Genomic DNA, 21084 nt, shown 5'->3' on the forward strand with positions numbered 1-21084 from the left:
TTCGCAAGAGATGCGATGGATGTCTGATTATTTGTAGTCATAAATTTAAGTCCCCACTTGTTTCTAAGTGGGGACTAAATTAAGGCTTATAGGATGAATTCAGAAGGTGTGTTCAGCGGACGCTTACTGTAAACTTAAGCTAAGTGCATAACAGTAAAAAAGGATAATGTGATATGCGACAAATCATGTCTTTATCCTCTTACGTACGTACTCATTATTCGTTACTATTCAAAACCATAACAAAACACTAATTATGTAATCAGGATTCAACATGGCTCGTGCTCCAAAGCAAACCAAACAAGAACCGTTAGAGGTTGTACTGTGGAAAGCAGCAGATAAGCTTCGTAAGAACATTGATGCTGCAGAGTACAAACATATTGCTCTTGGTTTGATCTTCTTGAAGTACATCTCTGATACCTTTGAAGCTCACTACAATCTTCTCGTAGAAGGAGAAGGTGAGTTTGCAGGAGCTGATCCAGAAGACCGTGATGAATACACGGCATACAACGTATTCTTCGTTCCTGAGAATGCACGTTGGTCATACTTACTCAACCAAGCAAAGCAACCGACCATTGGTAAGATTGTCGATGATGCTATGGAAGCTATTGAGAATGACAACCCGCAGTTAAAGGGTGTACTCCCTAAAGTCTATGCACGTCAGAATCTCGATCCTACGAGCCTAGGCGAGCTGATTGATCTTATTGGTAACATTGCACTAGGCGATGCGAAATCTCGCTCTGCCGACGTGCTAGGGCATGTATTCGAGTACTTCCTTGGTGAGTTTGCATTAGCTGAAGGTAAACAGGGTGGGCAGTTCTACACACCTAAGTCTATTGTTGGTTTATTGGTTCAAATGTTAGAGCCATACAAAGGACGTGTATTCGATCCTTGCTGTGGTTCAGGTGGTATGTTCGTACAGTCTGAGAAATTCGTAGAGTCTCATCAAGGCTTAGTCGATGACATCTCAATCTATGGTCAAGAGAGTAATCAAACTACATGGCGACTCGCTAAGATGAACCTAGCCATTCGTGGCATTAACTCAGAGCATGTGAAATGGAACTCTGAGGGTTCATTCCTCAACGATGCGCACAAAGACCTGAAAGCGGACTATATCATTGCAAACCCACCATTCAACGTTTCTGATTGGAGTGGTGAACAGTTAGTTGGTGATGCTCGTTGGTCATTGGGTACACCACCTGCAGGTAATGCTAACTTCGCATGGATGCAACACTTCTTGTATCACATGAGTCCTAAAGGTCAGGCAGGTGTAGTTCTTGCGAAAGGTGCATTGACCTCTAAGACAAGTGGTGAAGGTGAGATTCGTAAAGCCTTGGTTTCAGAAGCCAATGTCATTGATTGTATTGTGAACCTTCCTGCTAAGCTGTTCCTGAATACACAGATTCCTGCTGCTTTATGGTTTATGCGTCGTGATCGTGTTGGTTCAACCAAGTACAAAGATCGTAGCAATGAGATTCTGTTCATTGATGCTCGTAACTTAGGTCATCTGATTAACCGCAGAACCAAGGTGTTGTCTGATGAAGACATTAAGCTGATTACTGACACTTACCATAATTGGCGAAACCAAGACGGTGAGTATGAAGACGTTGCTGGTTTCTGTGCATCTGTACCGCTTGAGAAAGTGGCTGAACTTGATTATGTACTGACCCCAGGTCGTTATGTTGGTTTGGCTGATGATGAAGATGAGTTCGACTTTAAGGAACGCTTTACTAGCCTGAAGGCTGAGTTTGAGGCACAGCTTGCCGAGGAAGCAAAGCTCAATCAAGCCATTGATGAGAACTTAGCGAAGGTGATTGTATGAGTACCTATGGTTCATTGCCAGAAGGATGGAATGAAGTTGAATTGATGTCTTTATCATCAGTCATTACAGATGGTGCACACTCTTCACCAAAACCACAGACTCAAGGCCGATTCATGTGTTCTGTGAAGGACATGACGTATAACAAATTTGACTTCACCAATGTAAAGCTTATCTCAGAAGAAGATTATCAGTTCCTTGTCAAACAAGGCTGTGCTCCTCAAAAAGGAGATTTGCTCATCTCTAAAGATGGTGCAAATTGTTTAGACTTACTCTTCTTATATGAACAGGAAGAGGAAATAGTCTTACTGTCCTCAATTGCAATTGTTCGATTGAAGGATACTGTATGCAAAGAGTATGTACGTTACTTCCTACTTTCTCCAGACTGCCAATTTATTATGAGGAACAATTATGTTTCAGGATCGGCAATCCCAAGAGTTGTATTAAAGGACTTCAAAAAGGTACCAATAGTTCTACCACCTCTCCCTGAACAAAAAGCCATAGCCTCAGTCCTCTCCTCATTAGATGACAAGATTGACTTACTACATCGTCAGAACAAGACCTTGGAAGCCATGGCTGAAACACTGTTTCGTCAATGGTTTATTGAGGACGAAACAATAGCAGAAGTGGTAGTATCTGAATTAATTGAATTCAATCCAAAGCGTTCACTCAGTAAAGGTACAGATGCTATCTATCTAGAAATGGCAGGGCTCAGTACACAAAGCTTTAATGCGACAGGTTACTATCGACGAGAGTTTTCATCAGGAACTAAGTTCATACAGCAAGATACGTTGTTAGCTCGTATTACACCGTGTTTGGAAAATGGTAAAGCAGGTTACGTCACATTCTTAAGAGATAACGAAGTAGGTTGGGGTTCTACAGAGTACATCGTGATGCGTCCAAAGGCTGGGCTTCATCCTTTGATGGCTTATGTGCTATGTAGAAATCAAGAATTCAAAGACTATGCTGAAAGTTGTATGGAAGGTTCAAGTGGGCGGCAACGTGTGAATGTAGACCATCTTAAAGATTTCACCATAGGTAAGCCAAGTGATGAGGTAATTCAACAATTCAATAACTACCTAGAGTCTATTGAATCCAAGTTGATCTATAACTCAAAGCAAATCCAAACATTAGAAAACTTAAGAGACACACTTCTACCAAAGCTTATGAGTGGTGAAGTGAGAGTCCAATACCAAATAGAAGAAGTTGCATAACATTTGAGGTGAAGCTATTTGATGGCTTCACCTTTTTACATCCGGGGGGATTATGAATAAGAAAATTATAGGGGCAATTATTGCTCTAGTCGTGGTGATCTGTGGCTATTTGTATGCTTCACCATACCTTGCCATCAATAGCATTAAGAAAGCAGCGCAGGCAGGTGATAGCGATACAGTATCGAAGTACATCGACTATCCAAGTGTGCGACAGAGCTTCAAAGACCAAATGAACGCCATGATGATGAAAGAGATGGCAAACCAAAAAGATGATGGTTTTGCAGCACTAGGTGCAATGCTCGCATCAACCATGGTCGACAAGATGATTGATGGGATTGTCACACCTGAAGGTATGACCTTGATGCTACAAGGTAAAGACTTAAAAGACTCAGCAGAGCAGTCAATGGGTGGTCAAGATTCATCAAACCAAGAAAAAGAAGAACCTAAGCCAGAATATGAAGCGGGCTACACGTCCCTAAATGACTTTGAGGTGGTGATTAAAGATCAGGATCAATCCAAAGAAGTCAAAGTGCTCATGGTTCGTGATGGCTTAAGTTGGAAGATTCACAAGATCGCTATGCCGATGGATTAAGTAGAAGAGAATAAGAGGGAAACAGAATGATAAAGCACATGACTCAAATGGGATTTGGCTTGATTGCTGTAGTTGGCTTTGCTGCCACGGTCCAAGCAGCACCAGCTAAATTCAATCATAGCGGTATACAAAAAGGTAAAGTCATAGAAACTTGTTATCACTCTCCTTGTTCAGTCGCCAAGTTTGTCTCTTACAAACAACTGAACAAGACAGCGACAGAATCCAAGATCCAAGTCACCTTGCTAGGTGGTAGCCGTGAGTGGGAAGCCAAGAAAATTGACTGGAACAGATCGCCACATAAAGTCACTGTGAATTGCTCATACAAACGACCAACAGTTCAGATTGGTTCACAAAAGACTCTGATTCCACTCAATGATGGTTTAGGTGTACCAGGTGTTCTAATGGTTGATGCTGAACTCTACCTCTATGCTTGTCATAAGTTTGAGGGATCTATTGAGGATGCTGTGCAGAAGTATGGCTATAACGTCTATGATGAGTAATCACGATAGCGCATAAGAGCATTTCATTTAAGTGAAGTCATTTATTGGTTTCACCTTTTTTTACATTCAGAGGGGGCATTATGGACGATCTTAAAATAGCAACGCACTTTATGGTGTCTGATGGCATATCCGAACAACATGCTCTTTATCTGATGGAAACAGATAAAGGTAAGTATGTGGTATTTCTTTCCGAAGAAGATTCTCAAATCAGACTACAAATTTTAGAAGATTTTTTAGCGCCTTATGATAGCTATACCACATATCGTTACTTAGATAATAAGAGACTATATGATGACATCACAGTCCTGAATAGAGCCCTAACAGCCTTGGATAAACCAGAACATCTACCTCATTTTTGTAGTGGAGAAGAATTTGTCGAATGGTGCTTTGTGGGAGAACCTTTAGAAGGGAATTTGGTTGTGTCAGGAATCCATATTAAGGCATCAAGAGGATTGTATGACCATCATGGAATTTATCTTGGAAACTTCAATGGTACAGACTTAGTTGCCCATTATAGTGGTTTCTCAGAACCTCTTAAGAAAGGCGAAATCACTATTACATCGTTGGAGGAATTCCAAGGTGATGCAGACACTCTGTATCACATTCAATACTCTCCTGAAGTTGTTGCCTACTCCAAGTTTGAGATTGTGGATCGTGCACGAAGTAGGTTGGATGAAAATAGCTATAACCTGTTTACCAATAATTGTGAGCACTTTGCTGTTTGGTGCATTACAGGTGAACACAGAAGTGAGCAAGTTGAAAAAGTAAGAAAGCACGTGACGACAACAACAACTTCAATTATTGGTTTACGCATGATGTATGCAGGTTGGGGAATGTATACAGCAACAACAGCCACAACTGCTGCATTAGGTATTGCAAGTGCAGCAGGAGTAAGTGGTATTGGACTTGGCACAGGAGCAGCAATTGGAGGAACCAGTGCTGCTGGTTTAGTGGCAGTTACAGGTGGGACAGTTGCTACAGGTGGAGCTATAACAGCAGGCCTCATTGGTGGTGCAGTAGCTGCACCTATTCTTGCACCAATTGCAGCAGGTGCTGCGATAGGAGCAGGAGCAGTTGCATTGTGGTCATGGCTAAAAGACTAACGAAAGAATTAAGGGGGAAGTATTCAAGTGACTAAGATGACTGAATCAGACATTGAGTTGATGGCGATAGAGCAACTAGAGGGTTTGGGCTATACCTATGTGTATGGGCCTGATATTGAATCCAAAGGAAGTAAGCCACTACGAAGCTATAAGCAGGTCATCTTAGAAGCCAAGGTGCTAGAAGCATTACAACGTCTTAATCCTCATTTGAGCGAAGATAAATGTATTGAAGCGCTCAAGCAAATCACCAATCTCTCATCCCCTGATTTACTCACCAATAACCAAGCATTTCACCGTTTGCTGACTGAAGGTGTCAACATTGAAGTCAGTAAAGATGGCAACACTCAAGGTGAATATGCTTGGCTGATTGACTTCAATAATCCAAGCAATAACGAATTCCTTGTCGTCAACCAAGTCACTATAAGAGAAGACCGTTGGGAACGAAGACCTGACATCATCCTCTATGTGAATGGCTTGCCTTTAGTGGTTATTGAGCTCAAGAATGCTACCGATGAGAATGCCACTGTAGAAGGCGCATATAAGCAGATCCAGACCTACCAAAGCCAGATCCCATCACTATTCACCTACAATGCTTTCAACGTCATCTCTGATGGTTTAGAGGCGAAAGCAGGTACTGTGTCAGCAGACCTGAGTCGTTACATGGCTTGGAAGACATCTAATGGTCAAACCAAAGCCAAGAAGACACAGGCACAGCTTGAAGTCTTACTACATGGTTTACTCAACCCAGTGACTTTACTGGACATGATTAGGCACTTCATTGTGTTTGAATCCAATAAGCAAGAAGATGCGAATGGTTTAATCACCATTAAGACCATCAAGAAGATGGCTGCATATCATCAGTACTATGCAGTGAATGCAGCAGTGCTCTCGACTATTCGTGCGTCTGCAATGTCTTCGGACTCGAAGTCAGCAGAACTTGCGATGCAACATCAAGGCAGAAGTAAGCTCGAACTTGTACAGCAACAAGCTGTTGGTGATAAGAAAGCGGGTGTAGTTTGGCACACCCAAGGTTCAGGTAAGTCCCTGTCTATGGTGTTCTACACAGGCAAGATTGTCTTGGCCTTGGATAACCCAACAGTTGTGGTCATCACAGACCGCAATGATTTAGATGATCAGTTGTTTGGCACCTTTGCAGCATCAAGCCAACTCCTTAGACAAACACCTAAGCAAGCAGATAACAGAGAAGAACTTAAAGAACTTCTCAAGGTTGGTTCAGGTGGTGTGATCTTCACAACCATTCAGAAGTTCCAACCTGAAGATGGTGGTAGTGTCTACGAGCAACTCTCAGACCGAACTAACATTGTTGTGATGGCAGACGAAGCACATCGTTCACAGTATGGTTTCAATGCAAAAGAAGTCGATGTCAAAGACGATGATGGAAAGGTAGTGGGTAAGCGTACTGTCTATGGTTTTGCCAAGTACATGCGTGATGCTTTACCAAATGCCACTTACCTTGGTTTCACCGGAACCCCCATTGAGAAGACTGATGTAAACACGCCTGCAGTATTCGGTAACTATGTAGACATCTATGACATCTCACAAGCTGTTGAGGATGGCGCAACAGTTCGTATCTTCTATGAAAGTCGCTTAGCTAAGATTGCCATCAGTGAGGAAGGCAAAGAGCTGATTGAAGACTTCGACGAACAGTTCAGTGAAGATGACTTAAACCAAACCCAAAAAGAGCGTGCGAAGTGGGCAAGGGTTGAAGGGCTAATCGGTAGTAAAGAACGTATCAAGGCGATTGCTAAAGACATCGTAGAACACTTTGAACAACGTCTGAAAGCTAATGCAAACCAAGGTAAAGGCATGATCGTCAGCATGTCTCGTCGCATTGCTGTGGACCTCTACAACGAGATTGTAGCGATCAAACCAGAATGGCATAGTGATGACTTGCACGATGGTGTAATCAAGGTCGTGATGACCTCATCTGCTTCGGATGGTGAAGAAATTGCCAAGCACCATACAACCAAGCAGCAACGCCAAATCCTGGCTAATCGTATGAAGGACAATGATGACAAACTAAAGCTCGTCATTGTGCGTGATATGTGGCTGACTGGTTTCGATGCACCGAGTATGCATACGCTTTACATTGATAAACCAATGAAAGGTCATAACCTCATGCAAGCGATTGCACGAGTGAACCGTGTCTATAAGGACAAGATTGGTGGACTTGTTGTTGATTACCTTGGTATTGCATCTGATCTGAAAGAAGCCCTCTCATTCTATTCTGAAGCAGGTGGTAAAGGTGATCCAGCCTTAGTGCAGGATGAAGCTGCAACCATTCTTCAAGAGAAGCTCGAAGTGATTGATGGCATCATGCATGGCTTCAATTATCAAGAATACTTCACAGCGAATACCTCTCGTAAGCTCAACATTATCCTAGAAGCAGAAGAGCACATCTTAGGTGTAGACCAAGGTGAAGGTAAGACTCGCTTCCTGACAGCAGTCGCTGCAATGTCACAAGCATTTGCTTTAGCTGTACCTCATCCACATGCAATGGAAGCAGCCCCTGTTGTTGCATTCTTCCAAGCAGTGAAAGCACGACTTGCCAAGTTCAGTGATGGTTCAGGCAAAATCTCAGGTATGAGTAATGCTGAGCTTGAAGCCAAGGTGAAACAAACCATTGACCAAGCACTTGTTACTGAACAAGTGGTCGACATCTTCGATGCAGCAGGAATCCAGAAGCCAGACATCTCCATTCTCTCCGATGAGTTCATGCAGGAGATGAAAGGCTATCAACACAAGAACATTGCGCTTGAGACATTGAAGAAGCTCCTTGGTGACGAGATCAAGGTGAGAGAGCAGCGTAGCGTGACCCAAGGCAAGAAGCTCATGGATATGCTGAGTTCTGCAATTAAAGGTTATCAGAACAAGGTACTGACAGCGGCCCAAGTAATTGATGAGCTGATTAAGCTAGCTAAAGCAATTCAAGAATCAGACAAACTGGCAGAAGAACTCAACTTGACGGAATACGAATATGCTTTCTACTCTGCAGTTGCAGACAACGACAGTGCTCGAGAGTTGATGCAGAAGGATATTCTCAGAGAACTTGCAGTGGTACTTACAGAATCAATTCGAAAGAATGTTACTTTGGATTGGACTGTAAAAGAGTCTGCTAGAGCGAAGCTGAGGGTCGTAGTGAAGCGATTGCTTAAACGTTATGGCTATCCACCAGATATGGCTTTGCTTGCAACAGAGACAGTGCTTGAACAAGCAGAGCAATTGGCTGATGAATTGGCTAATTCAGACCAAATATCTGCTGCATGATACTGTTTGGTTATTATGCAGACATTTGAATCATTATTGGTAATAGACATCCATGAAGACATCCAAGGTGGGCTGTTAATTTGATAAGTTAATGTAAATCAATAAGATGATGTGTCGGTTCGAGTCCGACCCTCGGGACCAAAATTCTAAAAAACCCCAAGCTTATTAAGACTTGGGGTTTTTTATGTCTAAAAGTAATGAATTATATAAAATTCCTAGAAAATTTCCAATGATTTCACTAGCCACGTTTCAGGTGGTCACTTCGTAAAATGAGTACCTGAATTTTGTTTGGGTACTCATGGTGGAATCAGATGCTAAGCTTAAATTATTAGATCAATACAATAATCAAATGTGATTGATCGGGTGTCTTATAGGGCTTGTAGTATTTAAAAGATTTATTAACTATCTAAAGCTACTTTGATGACATCTGCAATTGTCTCAGTGTTGACACCTCTTTTTCGAGCATTCTCAGAGTGGAACCAAGTTGCTAAGTCTTTATTGCCTTTAGATGCATTGCAGCCAACACAGCACAATGCAATATTGGTTAAGGTTGTAATTCTTATATTGTTGATAATGTGTTCCCAAGACTTCTTGTTGGCTCTTTCAGTGCCAAACTTTTTGCCGCAATATACACAGCACAGGTCTCGCTCCGAGACCACATCTTCTATGTGCTTTGGTATTCCCCATGAATTTGCCATTTTAGGTTTTCCTTATTTTAGGGCTGTAGTTGAATGAAAAATCCTAACCTTTGATAAATCACATTCATAAAATTTAGAGCAAAGTATTAAATGAAAGAGTTGTCATAACACTATATAAATGAGGGTATAAAAAAACCAGCGCCGAAGCGCTGGTTTTTTTACATCACTAACTTAAGTTAGTTTTGCATCAACTTATTGAGCAGCATCAAGAGCAGCATTCAAAGTTGCGCTTGGACGCATTACAGCATTTACTTTCGCTGTATCTACAGCGTAGTAACCACCGATGTCCGCAGCTTTACCTTGAACTTCAGCAAGTTCTGCAACGATTTTTTCTTCGTTGTCAGCAAGAGCTTGAGCAAGAGGAGCGAATTTCGCTTTAAGATCTGCATCTTCGTCTTGCGCAGCAAGTTCTTCAGCCCAGTATTTAGCAAGGTAGAAGTGGCTGCCACGGTTGTCAAGTTCGCCAGTACGACGTGATGGAGACTTGTCATTGTCAAGCAATTTACCAGTCGCAGCATCAAGCGTATTTGCAAGAAGTTTAGCTTTCGCGTTGTCTTCTTTGATGCCCATTTCTTCTAGAGAAACAGCAAGCGCCAAGAACTCACCTAAAGAATCCCAACGTAAGTGGTTTTCTTCTACAAGTTGTTGTACGTGTTTAGGCGCAGAACCACCCGCACCAGTTTCGTACATGCCGCCACCAGCCATTAGAGGCACGATAGAAAGCATTTTCGCAGAAGTACCCAATTCCATAATCGGGAACAAGTCTGTTAGGTAGTCACGTAGGATGTTACCAGTTACAGAAATTGTATCTAGGCCACGAGCAACACGTTCAAGTGTATAACGCATAGCACGTACTTGAGACATGATTTGAATGTCTAAACCAGTAGTGTCGTGCTCTTTCAAGTAAGTTTGAACTTTCTTGATGAGTTCGTTTTCGTGTGGACGGTACGGGTCAAGCCAGAAGATCGCAGGCATGCCTGAGTTGCGTGCACGAGTCACAGCAAGTTTCACCCAGTCACGGATCGGAGCGTCTTTCACTTGGCACATACGCCAGATATCGCCTTCTTCCACGTTTTGTGACATCAACACTTCACCAGTTTCTAGGTCGGTGATGTTTGCAACACCCGCTTCAGCGATTTCGAAAGTTTTGTCGTGTGAGCCGTATTCTTCAGCTTTTTGCGCCATCAAACCAACGTTAGGTACAGTACCCATAGTGCGTGGGTCAAAGTTACCATTCCATTTACAGAAATTGATCATTTCTTGGTAGATACGCGCGAAAGTAGATTCAGGCATTACAGCTTTACAGTCGTACTGTTTGCCGTCAGCACCCCACATTTTACCGCCACCACGGATCATTGCGGGCATAGATGCATCTACAATTACGTCATTAGGTGAGTGGAAGTTAGTGATGCCTTTTGCAGAATCAACCATTGCAAGTGCAGGACGGTGTTCTTGGCAAGCATGTAAGTCAGCAATGATTTCTTCACGAAGAGAAGTCGGAAGAGTTTCAATTTTTTCGTAAAGACCAGACATACCGTTGTTGATGTTAATACCTAACTCATCAAACAATTTGCCGTGTTTTTCGAATGCATCTTTGTAGTAAATCTTCACACAGTGACCGAAAACGATTGGGTGAGACACCTTCATCATGGTCGCTTTTACGTGTAGAGAGAACAAAATGCCTGCTTCTTTACAATCATCTAATTCTTTTTCATAGAAGTCGCAAAGTGCTTTTTTGCTCATGAACATTGAGTCGATGATTTCGCCGTCTTGAAGCGCAACTTTAGGCTTAAGAACAATAGTTTCACCAGACTTAGTGATCAATTCCATTTTTACATTGCGAGCGCGGTCTAAAGTCATAGACTTTTCGCCGTGGTAGAAGTCACCTTCGTCCATGTGAGAAACGTGAGTTTGTGACCACTGTTTCCATTCGCTCATAGAGTGCGGATGTTTCTTCGCGTAATTTTTTACTGCAGTAGGCGCACGACGGTCAGAGTTACCTTCACGAAGTACAGGATTTACAGCAGAACCTAGGCATTTGCTATAACGTGCCTTGATTTCTTTTTCTTCCTCAGTCGCTGGGTTTTCTGGATAGTTCGGAATTGCAAAACCTTTAGACTGTAATTCTTTAATGCAAGCAGTTAATTGGCCAACTGAAGCACTGATGTTCGGAAGTTTGATAATGTTTGTGCTTGGATCTTGGGTTAATTGTCCAAGCTCTGCCAAGTTATTTGGCACCTTTTGTTCTTCGCTTAGGTAGTCTGAAAATTCAGCGAGTACACGTGCTGCAACTGAGATATCGCGTTTAACGATTTCAACGCCAGCAGGTTTAGTAAAGGTTTCAATGATCGGCAGCAGAGAGTAAGTCGCCAATAATGGCGCCTCGTCGGTCAGTGTGTAGATGATAGTTGACTTTCCACCAGCCATATATAGCCCCTTGCTTTAGATTGTGTCTTTGAGGTCCGAGCTTGTGGCTCGCCTCTATGAACCGATTTGCTTAAATAAAACTATGAAAGTATCGGGGTTCATTGCTTTTCAGTCAACGCAAGATCCTGTGATGTGGTCATTTCGTAGAAAAATGATACAAAAGAAGTGCAGTTTGACGCCCAATTTTAGCGCAAAACCGAGAAGGGAAATATTGAAAGCTTGTTATTCATAGCTTAAAGCTATTGAACAATTAAATTTATATCATTTTTTTGGGGCTGATCTGTTCTTTATGGCTCGTTCAAGTTTTAGTTGTAAAGTAAAGCGTTTGATAGGTCAAACCGAATGCCTTAACTTTTAGGTGTAGATTTGGTGCGGAAGTTCGAAAATTAGTCAGGATTGGGGACTTTATTAAAGAACGACGTGAGTTTGATGCTACGTTTGACTTTGAACGTTCGCGGAATGTTTATGCGATAACTTATATATCTGATGAATAAGGCATGGCACTTTTTCAGCTTCAGTCATTTGGGTGAATGAGTTTATGTACAGCAGAAGCATAAATCGAATCTTTAGCTTAGTTTAATAACTGATGTTACGCAGTAACCATCAAAGCGCAATTTGCTTCAAATAAAAGAACGATACACGGTAAGGTCATCCGCAAGTGTTTGAGACAGGACTACTTCTAATCAAAAATGTTTTTGCGATGCTTTGAATAATTTGACGGTAGTGAACGAGTTTTGCGCTGAGGAGCATTGTTCCGCAAGATGGTTTCCTTACGAAGCTTCGCTTCTCATTTTGCCGAAACAAAAGTACCTCCAGCCGAAGGCTAATCCCTTTATTCAATCCTTAGATGTAAGACTCCGTCGAATAGACTTAAAAATCATTTTAAAAGTGCATAAGTACTTTTACGTGCGTAACATCAGTTAATAAAGAAAAAGCGAGAAGGTCTAGTTTAAAGCAGCAACGATACTCACAACTCATAAATACTAATAAATTAGTCTAATAGAAAAACTTAAAAATAGATTCATTTAGTGTAGCTGATTGAAACAAGCATTTTGATGAGCAATTTGGTCATAGAATAGTCATGAATATCACTATTTTTTGTGATGCAGTTAAAGAAAATTAAACCCAGTTTTTTAGGTCTTATGTAAGTGAATATTTCTTTTGGTCATGTTTTTAGTTTGAATAAAACGCGAAAAGTACGATTTAAAATAAACAGTTAATAAAATTTAAATTAATTTAAGTTTCTAATTTTATTGTTTTAATTTTTGTTTTACCTTTAATGTTATGTTCTTTATAGATATTTTTATTTTCTAATTGGATGAAAGTTCGATTAAATAGCGCATTTGTAAATGATGTTTGTCTTTTTGTTGGGTTTTGTTATTGAGTGTTTGGGCTATTTTTGCTATTAATCTTGAACATAACAGTTGGTTTTTATCTTTAAGATAAACCCTGAGGAGAGCAACGGGATGGCTTTACGTTTACTGGATATTGGTACACAAACCGAATTATTAACTTCCTGTCGTTTGTCTTTATTGATGGGGGTTTATACGGACGACAACCGCATTGCAGAATTTTTAAAGTTCGCGCGTGGTATTGTGCAAGTCGATAATGCTGTCCTCGCATTTAAAAATGAACCTTATATATGGTATGCGTCAGAGCACATATTTAAGGCCTTTATGGCCGAAGCTGATGATGATCGTCTAGATCAGTTTTTTGCTGAACATTCCCGTATAGATCGCGACACTGAAAATTACCAAGCTTATTCCAACTATATGCAAGAACTTGGATTAGGGCATCAGCGTTTAGTCGCTTTCGATTTAAAATATGACCAAGAATCTATCGGTAAAGTGATTTTATTTGATGATCAAGTCACTGCATTTGAATCCAAACAATTAAAGATCGTTGAAGAATTTGTACAAAGTCTAGTCAACATCATTCAACTTCGCGTTGAAAATGCCGAATTAAAAGAAGCTTATGAACAGCAGTCGGCACTTAATTTTAGTAAGACTAAATTTTTCCAAATTATTGCTCATGATTTAAGAGCGCCATTTCATGGCCTATTGGGCTTTTCTGAAGTTTTGGCGCAGGAGCGCAATACCTTAGATGATTCAAGTGTGCAAAATATTGCAGACTATTTATATGACACCACGCAGTCGACGTATAACCTCTTAGAAAGCTTATTAAACTGGGCCATGGCAGAAGGTGGTCGCTTTGTTTATCACCCGATTAATTTTGATTTACATCAGTCTGCAAAAATCGTCAGTGATGTGTTAAATAGCTTGGCTGTGAAGAAAAATATTCGACTGATCAACGCCGTGCCTGAAGGCATTAAAGTCAATGCAGATATCAATATGATCACATCAGTGATGCAAAACTTGGTGTCAAATGCATTGAAATTTACTCATACCGATGGACGAGGTGTGGTGACGATTTCTGCCGAACGAGATGGCGAACGGATTTTATTCACCATTCAGGATACTGGATTGGGCATGACCCAAGCTCAGATTGATGATTTATTTCAGCAAAAACTGACGGTTAGTATTAAAGGTACGGCAGGAGAACGTGGTACGGGGTTGGGTTTAGTGCTTTGTAAACGTTTTGTGGACTTAAATCAGGGTGAAATTGTGGTGAACTCGAAAGAAGGTGAAGGCACACAATTTAAAGTCTGGTTGCCAAAGGCGACGAGTCTGCATCAAACCTTAAGTACCGAGAGTAGCAGTGCACAGAAAGATGCGACCTTAAGCGAACTTTAAAGTCCCTCTATTGGTATAAAAGCCTAAAAATACTTTTCCCTAAGCGTTATCAACTGTTATAACTAGAAAAAAATCACGCTAGGATTTGTGAAATGAATGCGGAGCAATTGCAGAAAACATTACGTGCCAGTCAATATGCTGAACAGGTGCTCGGAATCCATCAGGCCAGTTTAGAACAAGACTATGCAATTGATCAGTTTCAAACCTCGCTCAGTACAGCACAAATTCAACATTTTGTCGCAAGCAGCCTCGCTGAAATTCAAGATGAAAATAGCTGGATGCGTGCAATTCGTGTGCTGCGCGCACGCCTCATGTTTCGTTGGATTTGGCAAGATGCCAATCAACTCACTGATGTCGTTACCTTAACTCGAGAGCTTTCAGACTTTGCCGATGCATCCATCTGTGCGGCAAAAGATTTTGCACTAAAGCCGTTGATTGCGAAATATGGCGAACCGCTAGGCTATAAGGGGAAAGTTCAAGACCTAATTGTGGTTGCCATGGGAAAACTTGGTGCACAGGAACTTAATCTTTCAAGTGATATTGATCTTATATTTGCCTTTGATGAACAAGGCGAAACCAACGGTCGAAAATGTATCGATGTACAACAGTTCTGTATTTTATGGGGACAAAAATTAATTTACCTGCTTGACCATATTACTGCAGACGGCTTTGTCTTCCGTGTAGATATGCGTCTACGCCCATGGGGTGATGGTTCTGCCTTGGCAATCAGTCATGCGGCATTAGAAAAATACTTAAGCCAGCATGGCCGAGAATGGGAACGCTATGCCTGGATTAAGGCACGTATCGTCACGGGCGGTAAAGAAGGCGCCGAGTTACTGGAAATGACCCGACCTTTCGTCTTCCGAAAATATGTCGATTACACCGCTTTCGAAGCCATGCGTGAAATGAAAGCCATGATCGAACGTGAAGTGCTACGTCGTAATATCGAAGATGACATTAAACTCGGTGCAGGCGGAATTCGTGAAGTAGAGTTTATTGTTCAAGTTTTTCAGCTCATCTATGGAGGTTCAAAACTCGAGTTGCAAGACCGTCAATGTTTAGTGAGTCTGCATCATTTAGGCGAAGTCGGATTATTAGAAAAAACCGCAGTTGCTGATTTAGAAGATGCGTATTTATTTTTACGTCGTATTGAACATGCGATTCAAGCACTCAATGATCAGCAAACCCAATCGTTGCCACATGAGCCTGAACCACGCCAGCGCATTTTAGATACTTTAGGTTTTGCAACCTGGGATGACTTTTTGAATGTGCTCAATCAGAAGCGCGCCAAAGTCATTTACCAATTTGAACATCTTATTAAAGAAAAAGAACCTGATCCATTACTGGAAAGTTTTAGTCATTTAGAAGCCCAGTTGAACGATGTTTTAGATGATGATGCCAAAAACTTAATTCACGAATTTTGGTATGGACATGCGCTGAAAAAATTACCTGCCAAAGCAGTACAGCGTTTAAAAACCTTTTGGCCACATCTCATTGAAGCGATATTACAGTCCGATAAACCTCAGGTGGCCTTACTACGTCTCATGCCTTTGGTGGAGTCGGTGCTGCGCCGTACGGTCTATTTGGTGATGCTGATTGAGAGCAAAGGGGCATTACAACGATTAGTGAAAATGGCAACAGTGAGTCCGTGGATCTGCGAAGAATTGACGCATTATCCCGTGCTGTTGGATGAGTTTTTATCGATGGATTTTGAGCTGCCAAAGCGTAAAGATTTAGAAGACTCTCTACGTCAACAACTGCTTCGAATTGAAATTGATCAAGTTGAAGATCAGATGCGTGTTCTTCGATTATTTAAAAAATCCAATGTCTTAGCAGTAGCTGCTAGTGATGTTTTGGCCGAAAGCCCGTTGATGAAAGTATCGGATGCATTGACCGATATTGCTGAAGTGTCTGTGAATGCAACCTTGCATTTGGCATATCAAATTGTTGCCAAAAAACATGGCTATCCAATTGATGCAGAAGGGCAGCGTTGTTCGATTGATCACACGGCTTTCGCGGTAATTGGTTATGGCAAGGTGGGTGGCATCGAGCTGGGTTATGGTTCGGACTTGGATTTGGTGTTTATTCACTATATGGACGAACAAGCCGATACCGATGGACAGAAACCAATTAGTGGCTTTGAATTTGCCATGCGGGTTGCACAAAAATTTATGTCCTTAATGACCACGCAAACCCTAGATGGTCGAGTGTATGAGGTGGATACACGTTTACGACCTTCGGGAGAGGCGGGGTTATTGGTGACCAGCTTAAAAGCCTTTGAGCAATATCAACATAAAAATGCTTGGGTCTGGGAGCATCAAGCTTTAGTACGTGCTAGAACGATTGCAGGTGAACACAGTTTACGGATTGAAATTGAAAACTTGCGCTGCAATATTTTGACTCAGCCACGCGATGAGAACAATGTTCGTGCAGAAGTGCTCAAAATGCGCCAAAAAATGAAAGACCATCTAGGTTCTTCTAAAGAGCAGCAAAAAGATGGAATTTTTCATTTAAAACAAGATGCAGGTGGTATCGTTGACATCGAATTTATGGCACAGTATGCAGTATTAGCATGGAGTGGGTCGAATCCCGATCTCGCCCATTACTCTGACAACGTACGAATCCTTGAGGATGCCGCAAGAACGGATTGCTTATCCAGCGCCGATGCGACAGCATTGATTCAAGCTTATCTCCGTGAACGAGCCGAGAGCCACCGTTTAGCACTTGCGAATCAATCCATGCAAGTTTCAGCTGACGATTGGCACGATACCCGAGTGGTCGTTTGCAAGCTATGGCAAAGATTAATTGATCCAACTGCAACGTTTGCATTGGATAAAAATGACTGTGTATAAAAATTTGGAGTGTGTGCCATGAACTTGGCTGATCGTGATGGTTTTATTTGGCAAGATGGACAATTAGTTGACTGGCGTGAGGCGAAAACTCACGTATTAACACATACATTGCATTACAGCATGGGTGTGTTTGAAGGCGTCCGTGCTTATGAAACTCCGAATGGAACGGCTATTTTCCGTTTAAAAGAACACACTAAGCGTTTATTAAATTCTGCAAAAATTTATCAAATGAAAGTCCCATTTGATCATGCAGCATTAGAACAAGCTCAAATTGATGTGGTTCGTGAAAACAAATTGGCTTCTTGCTACCTACGTCCAATTATTTTTATTGGTTCAGAAAAATTAGGTATTGCAGCAACTGACAATACCATTCATGCCGTTGTTGCTGCATGGAGCTGGGGTGCTTACCTTGGTGATGAAGCTATGGCGAAGGGTATTCGTGTTAAAACGTCTTCATTTACGCACCATCATCCAAACGTGACCATGTGTAAAGCAAAAGCATCTGGTAACTATACTTTGTCCATTCTTGCACACCAAGAAGTGGCACATGCTGGCTATGACGAAGCAATGTTACTCGACCCACAAGGTTATGTATGTCAAGGTTCAGGCGAAAACGTATTCTTAGTTCGTGATGGCGTGATTCATACTCCTGACATCGCGGGTGGTGCACTTGATGGTATTACCCGTCAAACCATTATTACGATTGCGAAAGACCTTGGTTTTGAAGTGGTTGAACGTCGTATTACACGTGACGAATTCTATATCGCTGATGAAGCATTCTTCACAGGTACTGCTGCTGAAGTGACGCCAATCCGTGAATATGATGACCGTCAAATTGGTGAAGGTTGTCGTGGTCCAATCACTGAGCAAATCCAAACTGCATTCTTTAATGCGGTTCAGGGTAAAGACCCTAAATATGCGCACTGGTTAACTTACGTAAAATAAGCTGATCGGTTAAGATGAAAAGGCGAAACTAAGTTTCGCCTTTTTTATTGGCTTGAAGATATTGAATTTTTTTGGAACGAGACTATGCATATTGTTTATGTCAGTGATGGTAAAGCAGGACATCGCTCACAAGCTTTGGGTTTATTTAAAGCCATGCAGCGCCAATCTCAGGAAGCAGTCACATTTCAAGAAATTTCAATTGATGATTTGCCTATAGTGACACTTATTTCTGCGCTATTTAGCCATCAGCTTCATGCCGTAGAACACGAGCCAACCTATATTTTTGGCGTCGGCAGCCATACACATTTTCGAGTATGGCTGTTAGGCAAAGTGTATAACAAAGCCAAAACTATTATTTTAATGAAGCCAAGCTTGCCGTTTGCATGGTTTGATTATGCAGTAATTCCACAGCACGATGGTATTCAGGCATCAAATAAAGTACTGACCACACAGGGTGCGTTAAATCCTATTGTGAATGAGGAGCGGCATCAGCATGGTCGAATCCTGATCGCTTTGGGTGGCTCGTCAAAACGCCATCAGTGGAATGCAGCTAAAGTACTCCAACGAATTGAACAAATAGTCGAGCAGAATCCAAATTCAGAAATCATTTTGACCACTTCACGGCGCACACCAAAAGCGTTTTTAGCAGAATTAAAACAGTTAAAGAATATTGAAAAAGTACAGATTTTCCCAGTTGAAGTCACTCCGCAAGGTTGGATTTTCGAAGAAATGCAAAAAGCCGAAGCGGTTTGGGTAACTGAAGATAGTGTTTCAATGATTTACGAGGCTCTCACCGCGGGTTGTAAAGTTGGGGTGATTGAAGTGGATCGGCTGAAGGAAGATCGGATTACAACATCTGTCGATCACCTTTTTCATCAACAGTATATTACTCGTTTTACTGCCTTGTCTAAGTTAGCTCAACCACAATATTTTGCTGAAGCAACTCGAGTTGCAGTTGAAATATTCAAATAAAGAACAGATTCTTTAATATAAACATCTTGATAAATTAAGATACTAAAATGCAGTGACTAAGGCTTACGCTTTTTTTTGAACAATATCAATAAAATAAATGATGGAAAAAAAGCCGTAACTTAAGTACAGTGGCGTTCAAAATTTGTATCTAAGGAAAATAGCAGCAAGTCCTGATACAAGAACATTATTGGAGATAGGAATGACATTGCTTCTACATAAAAAGAGTGTAATTCACTTTTTTTATACATTTTTTTTAGTGCTTTTTTTGGGGGGGGCAGAATACTTTTTAACAAAGAATGGCGTAGTAAGTATTGAGTTCTCAAAATATGTTGAAAGTTACTTATTAGTTTTCATTTTATTTTATCTCTGTTTATTATCTGGGTATAAAACTTTTTCCTTAATTGTAACTAACTTTATCATTTACATTATTGGTTCCAATATTGTTTTTTTGACCTATTTTGGCCGTTTATTAATGCCTTATGATATTAGTCAATTTTTTTATGAATTTGCCGATATTATGGGAGGATTGTCTGGTGGAATAAAAATTTTCCTTATTCCGCTGTGTCTATATTTACTGCTGATTGTTTTAAATACTATTTATATTTTGAAATATGTAAACAATAAAGAAGCAGGATATAAAAAATACCTCTTTTTTATGGTTGCCGTACTAGGTTTAATGGGACTTATGATTCCAGCCTTAAAGGGAAAAGTCTTTGAAAATAATCTACATTACCCAGTTGTGAGAAATACCATTAATTGTATTTCCAGCTTTTTAATTGGAAGCAGTAAATCTTTATTTACAGAACCTGAAGCTAAAAAAGTATATTCAAAATACAGTGTTGAAAATATTGATACAGTGCAAGACTTTAATGTGATTGTGGTCGTTGGTGAAAGTACTGCATTTAAACATTTGGGCTTATATGGTTATGAAAGGCAAACCACCCCATTTTTGAGCTCACTTAATGGGCAATCAGGTTTTAAATATTTTTATGGCATCAGTCGAGGTTTTTCTACACGTATAGGTGTTCCACTTTTGCTTAATGTTATTTATGAACCAGATAATGCTGAGCAGTTATTATCCATGCAAACAAATTTATTTACGCTTGCTAAAGAAACTGGTCGCAATACCTTATATCTTTCTAATCAAAAGTCTGGCGTTCTCGCTTCTTTAGTAAACATGAAAGATATTGATCAATTCCATGATGTGTTCTCTAAAGAAATGCCAGAGAATACAACAGATATGCGATTAATCGAATTGATTGAAAAGAAAAAAGAGGCATTGGGGAAAACACCATATTTTATGGTTTTACATCAGCGTAATAGTCATTTTGCTTATGAAGAAAACTATCCGAAAGCTTATAATTTTTATACAGGCAGTAAAGATGAGTTTGCGAAATTGGTCGACACTTATGACAACTCAATGCATTTTCAAGATGACTTCTTTAAAGCTCTAAGAATATCTGCTCAAAAAGTTAGTTCTAAACCAACCCTCATTTTTTATACATCGGATCATGGCGAACTATTTGGTGAAGATGGTTTATGGGGACATGGTACACCAATTTTACAATCTGCTGCTGTTCCAGTTCTGATGTTTGGAGTCAACGGTGCTGAGAAATGGGTAGATAATCTTCAATATTCAAATTGTTATATGTCAAATTATGAATTGGGTAAAATTGTTGCGGCTTCATTGGGACGTGAAATTACCAATCCAAATGAAAGTAGTGATCAAATTTTTATTAATATCAATTTACCACAGGATGGTTCAAGTAAGTTTACTACGGTGAAAGCTAAAGAAGCTCAAGCATTATGTACACAATAATATTGAACTCACTTTAAAATACTCAAAAAGCTGATTTTTGTATTAAACAGAAATCAGCTTTTTTAATGGATGTTTAAATAGAAAATGGTGATCTCAAATTGAGAT

The 21084-nt window shown here is 40.6% G+C and carries 13 protein-coding genes; 11 read left to right on the forward strand and 2 right to left on the reverse strand.

Annotation, left to right across the window (positions count from 1 at the left end; translation table 11 throughout):
* Window positions 1-271: 271 nt before the first annotated feature.
* The 6 genes from FTU83_RS12075 to FTU83_RS12100 all read left to right on the forward strand — a co-directional run bounded on the left by FTU83_RS12075 (window position 272) and on the right by FTU83_RS12100 (window position 8513).
* Complete coding sequence (locus FTU83_RS12075; RefSeq protein ID WP_180106685.1) at window positions 272-1819, forward strand: class I SAM-dependent DNA methyltransferase; 1548 nt, start codon at window positions 272-274, stop codon at window positions 1817-1819.
* The gene (locus FTU83_RS12080) at window positions 1816-3030 is read left to right on the forward strand and encodes a restriction endonuclease subunit S (protein ID WP_257222612.1); all 1215 of its coding nucleotides are present in this window, start codon (window positions 1816-1818) and stop codon (window positions 3028-3030) included. The genes FTU83_RS12075 and FTU83_RS12080 overlap by 4 nt, the downstream gene beginning before the upstream one ends.
* Window positions 3031-3082: 52 nt before the next feature.
* On the forward strand, window positions 3083-3622 hold the full coding sequence (locus tag FTU83_RS12085) for a DUF2939 domain-containing protein (RefSeq protein WP_180106687.1): 540 nt from the start codon (window positions 3083-3085) through the stop codon (window positions 3620-3622).
* A gap of 38 nt (window positions 3623-3660) precedes the next feature.
* Window positions 3661-4122: a hypothetical protein gene (locus FTU83_RS12090; protein WP_257222613.1), complete on the forward strand. Its 462-nt coding sequence runs from the start codon at window positions 3661-3663 to the stop codon at window positions 4120-4122.
* Between the two features lie 80 nt (window positions 4123-4202).
* Entirely contained in the window at window positions 4203-5225 is a 1023-nt protein-coding gene (locus FTU83_RS12095; protein WP_180106691.1) for a lecithin retinol acyltransferase family protein, read from the forward strand.
* Between the two features lie 36 nt (window positions 5226-5261).
* The gene (locus tag FTU83_RS12100; protein ID WP_218945817.1) at window positions 5262-8513 is read left to right on the forward strand and encodes a type I restriction endonuclease subunit R; all 3252 of its coding nucleotides are present in this window, start codon (window positions 5262-5264) and stop codon (window positions 8511-8513) included.
* Window positions 8514-8911: 398 nt separating this feature from the next.
* Here the strand turns inward: FTU83_RS12100 and FTU83_RS12105 are convergent, their stop codons facing one another.
* Entirely contained in the window at window positions 8912-9211 is a 300-nt protein-coding gene (locus FTU83_RS12105) for an HNH endonuclease (protein ID WP_180106695.1), read from the reverse strand.
* A 192-nt stretch (window positions 9212-9403) separates the two neighbouring features.
* Window positions 9404-11638 carry an NADP-dependent isocitrate dehydrogenase gene (locus tag FTU83_RS12110; RefSeq protein WP_180004594.1) on the reverse strand — a complete coding sequence of 745 codons (2235 nt, stop codon included), beginning with the start codon at window positions 11636-11638 and terminating at the stop codon, window positions 9404-9406.
* 1466 nt (window positions 11639-13104) lie between these two features.
* Here FTU83_RS12110 and FTU83_RS12115 point away from each other — a divergent pair.
* From FTU83_RS12115 to FTU83_RS12135, 5 genes are all read left to right on the forward strand, one after another.
* On the forward strand, window positions 13105-14391 hold the full coding sequence (locus tag FTU83_RS12115) for a sensor histidine kinase KdpD (protein ID WP_180106698.1): 1287 nt from the start codon (window positions 13105-13107) through the stop codon (window positions 14389-14391).
* A gap of 92 nt (window positions 14392-14483) precedes the next feature.
* Window positions 14484-17243 carry a bifunctional [glutamate--ammonia ligase]-adenylyl-L-tyrosine phosphorylase/[glutamate--ammonia-ligase] adenylyltransferase gene (gene glnE, locus FTU83_RS12120; protein ID WP_180106700.1) on the forward strand — a complete coding sequence of 920 codons (2760 nt, stop codon included), beginning with the start codon at window positions 14484-14486 and terminating at the stop codon, window positions 17241-17243.
* Window positions 17244-17261: 18 nt separating this feature from the next.
* Complete coding sequence (locus FTU83_RS12125) at window positions 17262-18188, forward strand: branched-chain amino acid transaminase (RefSeq protein ID WP_078191262.1); 927 nt, start codon at window positions 17262-17264, stop codon at window positions 18186-18188.
* Between the two features lie 84 nt (window positions 18189-18272).
* Window positions 18273-19160 carry a mitochondrial fission ELM1 family protein gene (locus FTU83_RS12130; RefSeq protein WP_180106702.1) on the forward strand — a complete coding sequence of 296 codons (888 nt, stop codon included), beginning with the start codon at window positions 18273-18275 and terminating at the stop codon, window positions 19158-19160.
* Window positions 19161-19359: 199 nt separating this feature from the next.
* Window positions 19360-20979, forward strand: a complete 1620-nt coding sequence (locus FTU83_RS12135) for a sulfatase-like hydrolase/transferase (RefSeq protein WP_180106704.1) — start codon at window positions 19360-19362, stop codon at window positions 20977-20979.
* Window positions 20980-21084: the final 105 nt, after the last annotated feature.

Origin of the sequence: Acinetobacter sp. YH12152 (genome assembly GCF_013418285.1) — a bacterium.
GTDB classification, from domain to species: Bacteria; Pseudomonadota; Gammaproteobacteria; order Pseudomonadales; family Moraxellaceae; genus Acinetobacter; species Acinetobacter amyesii.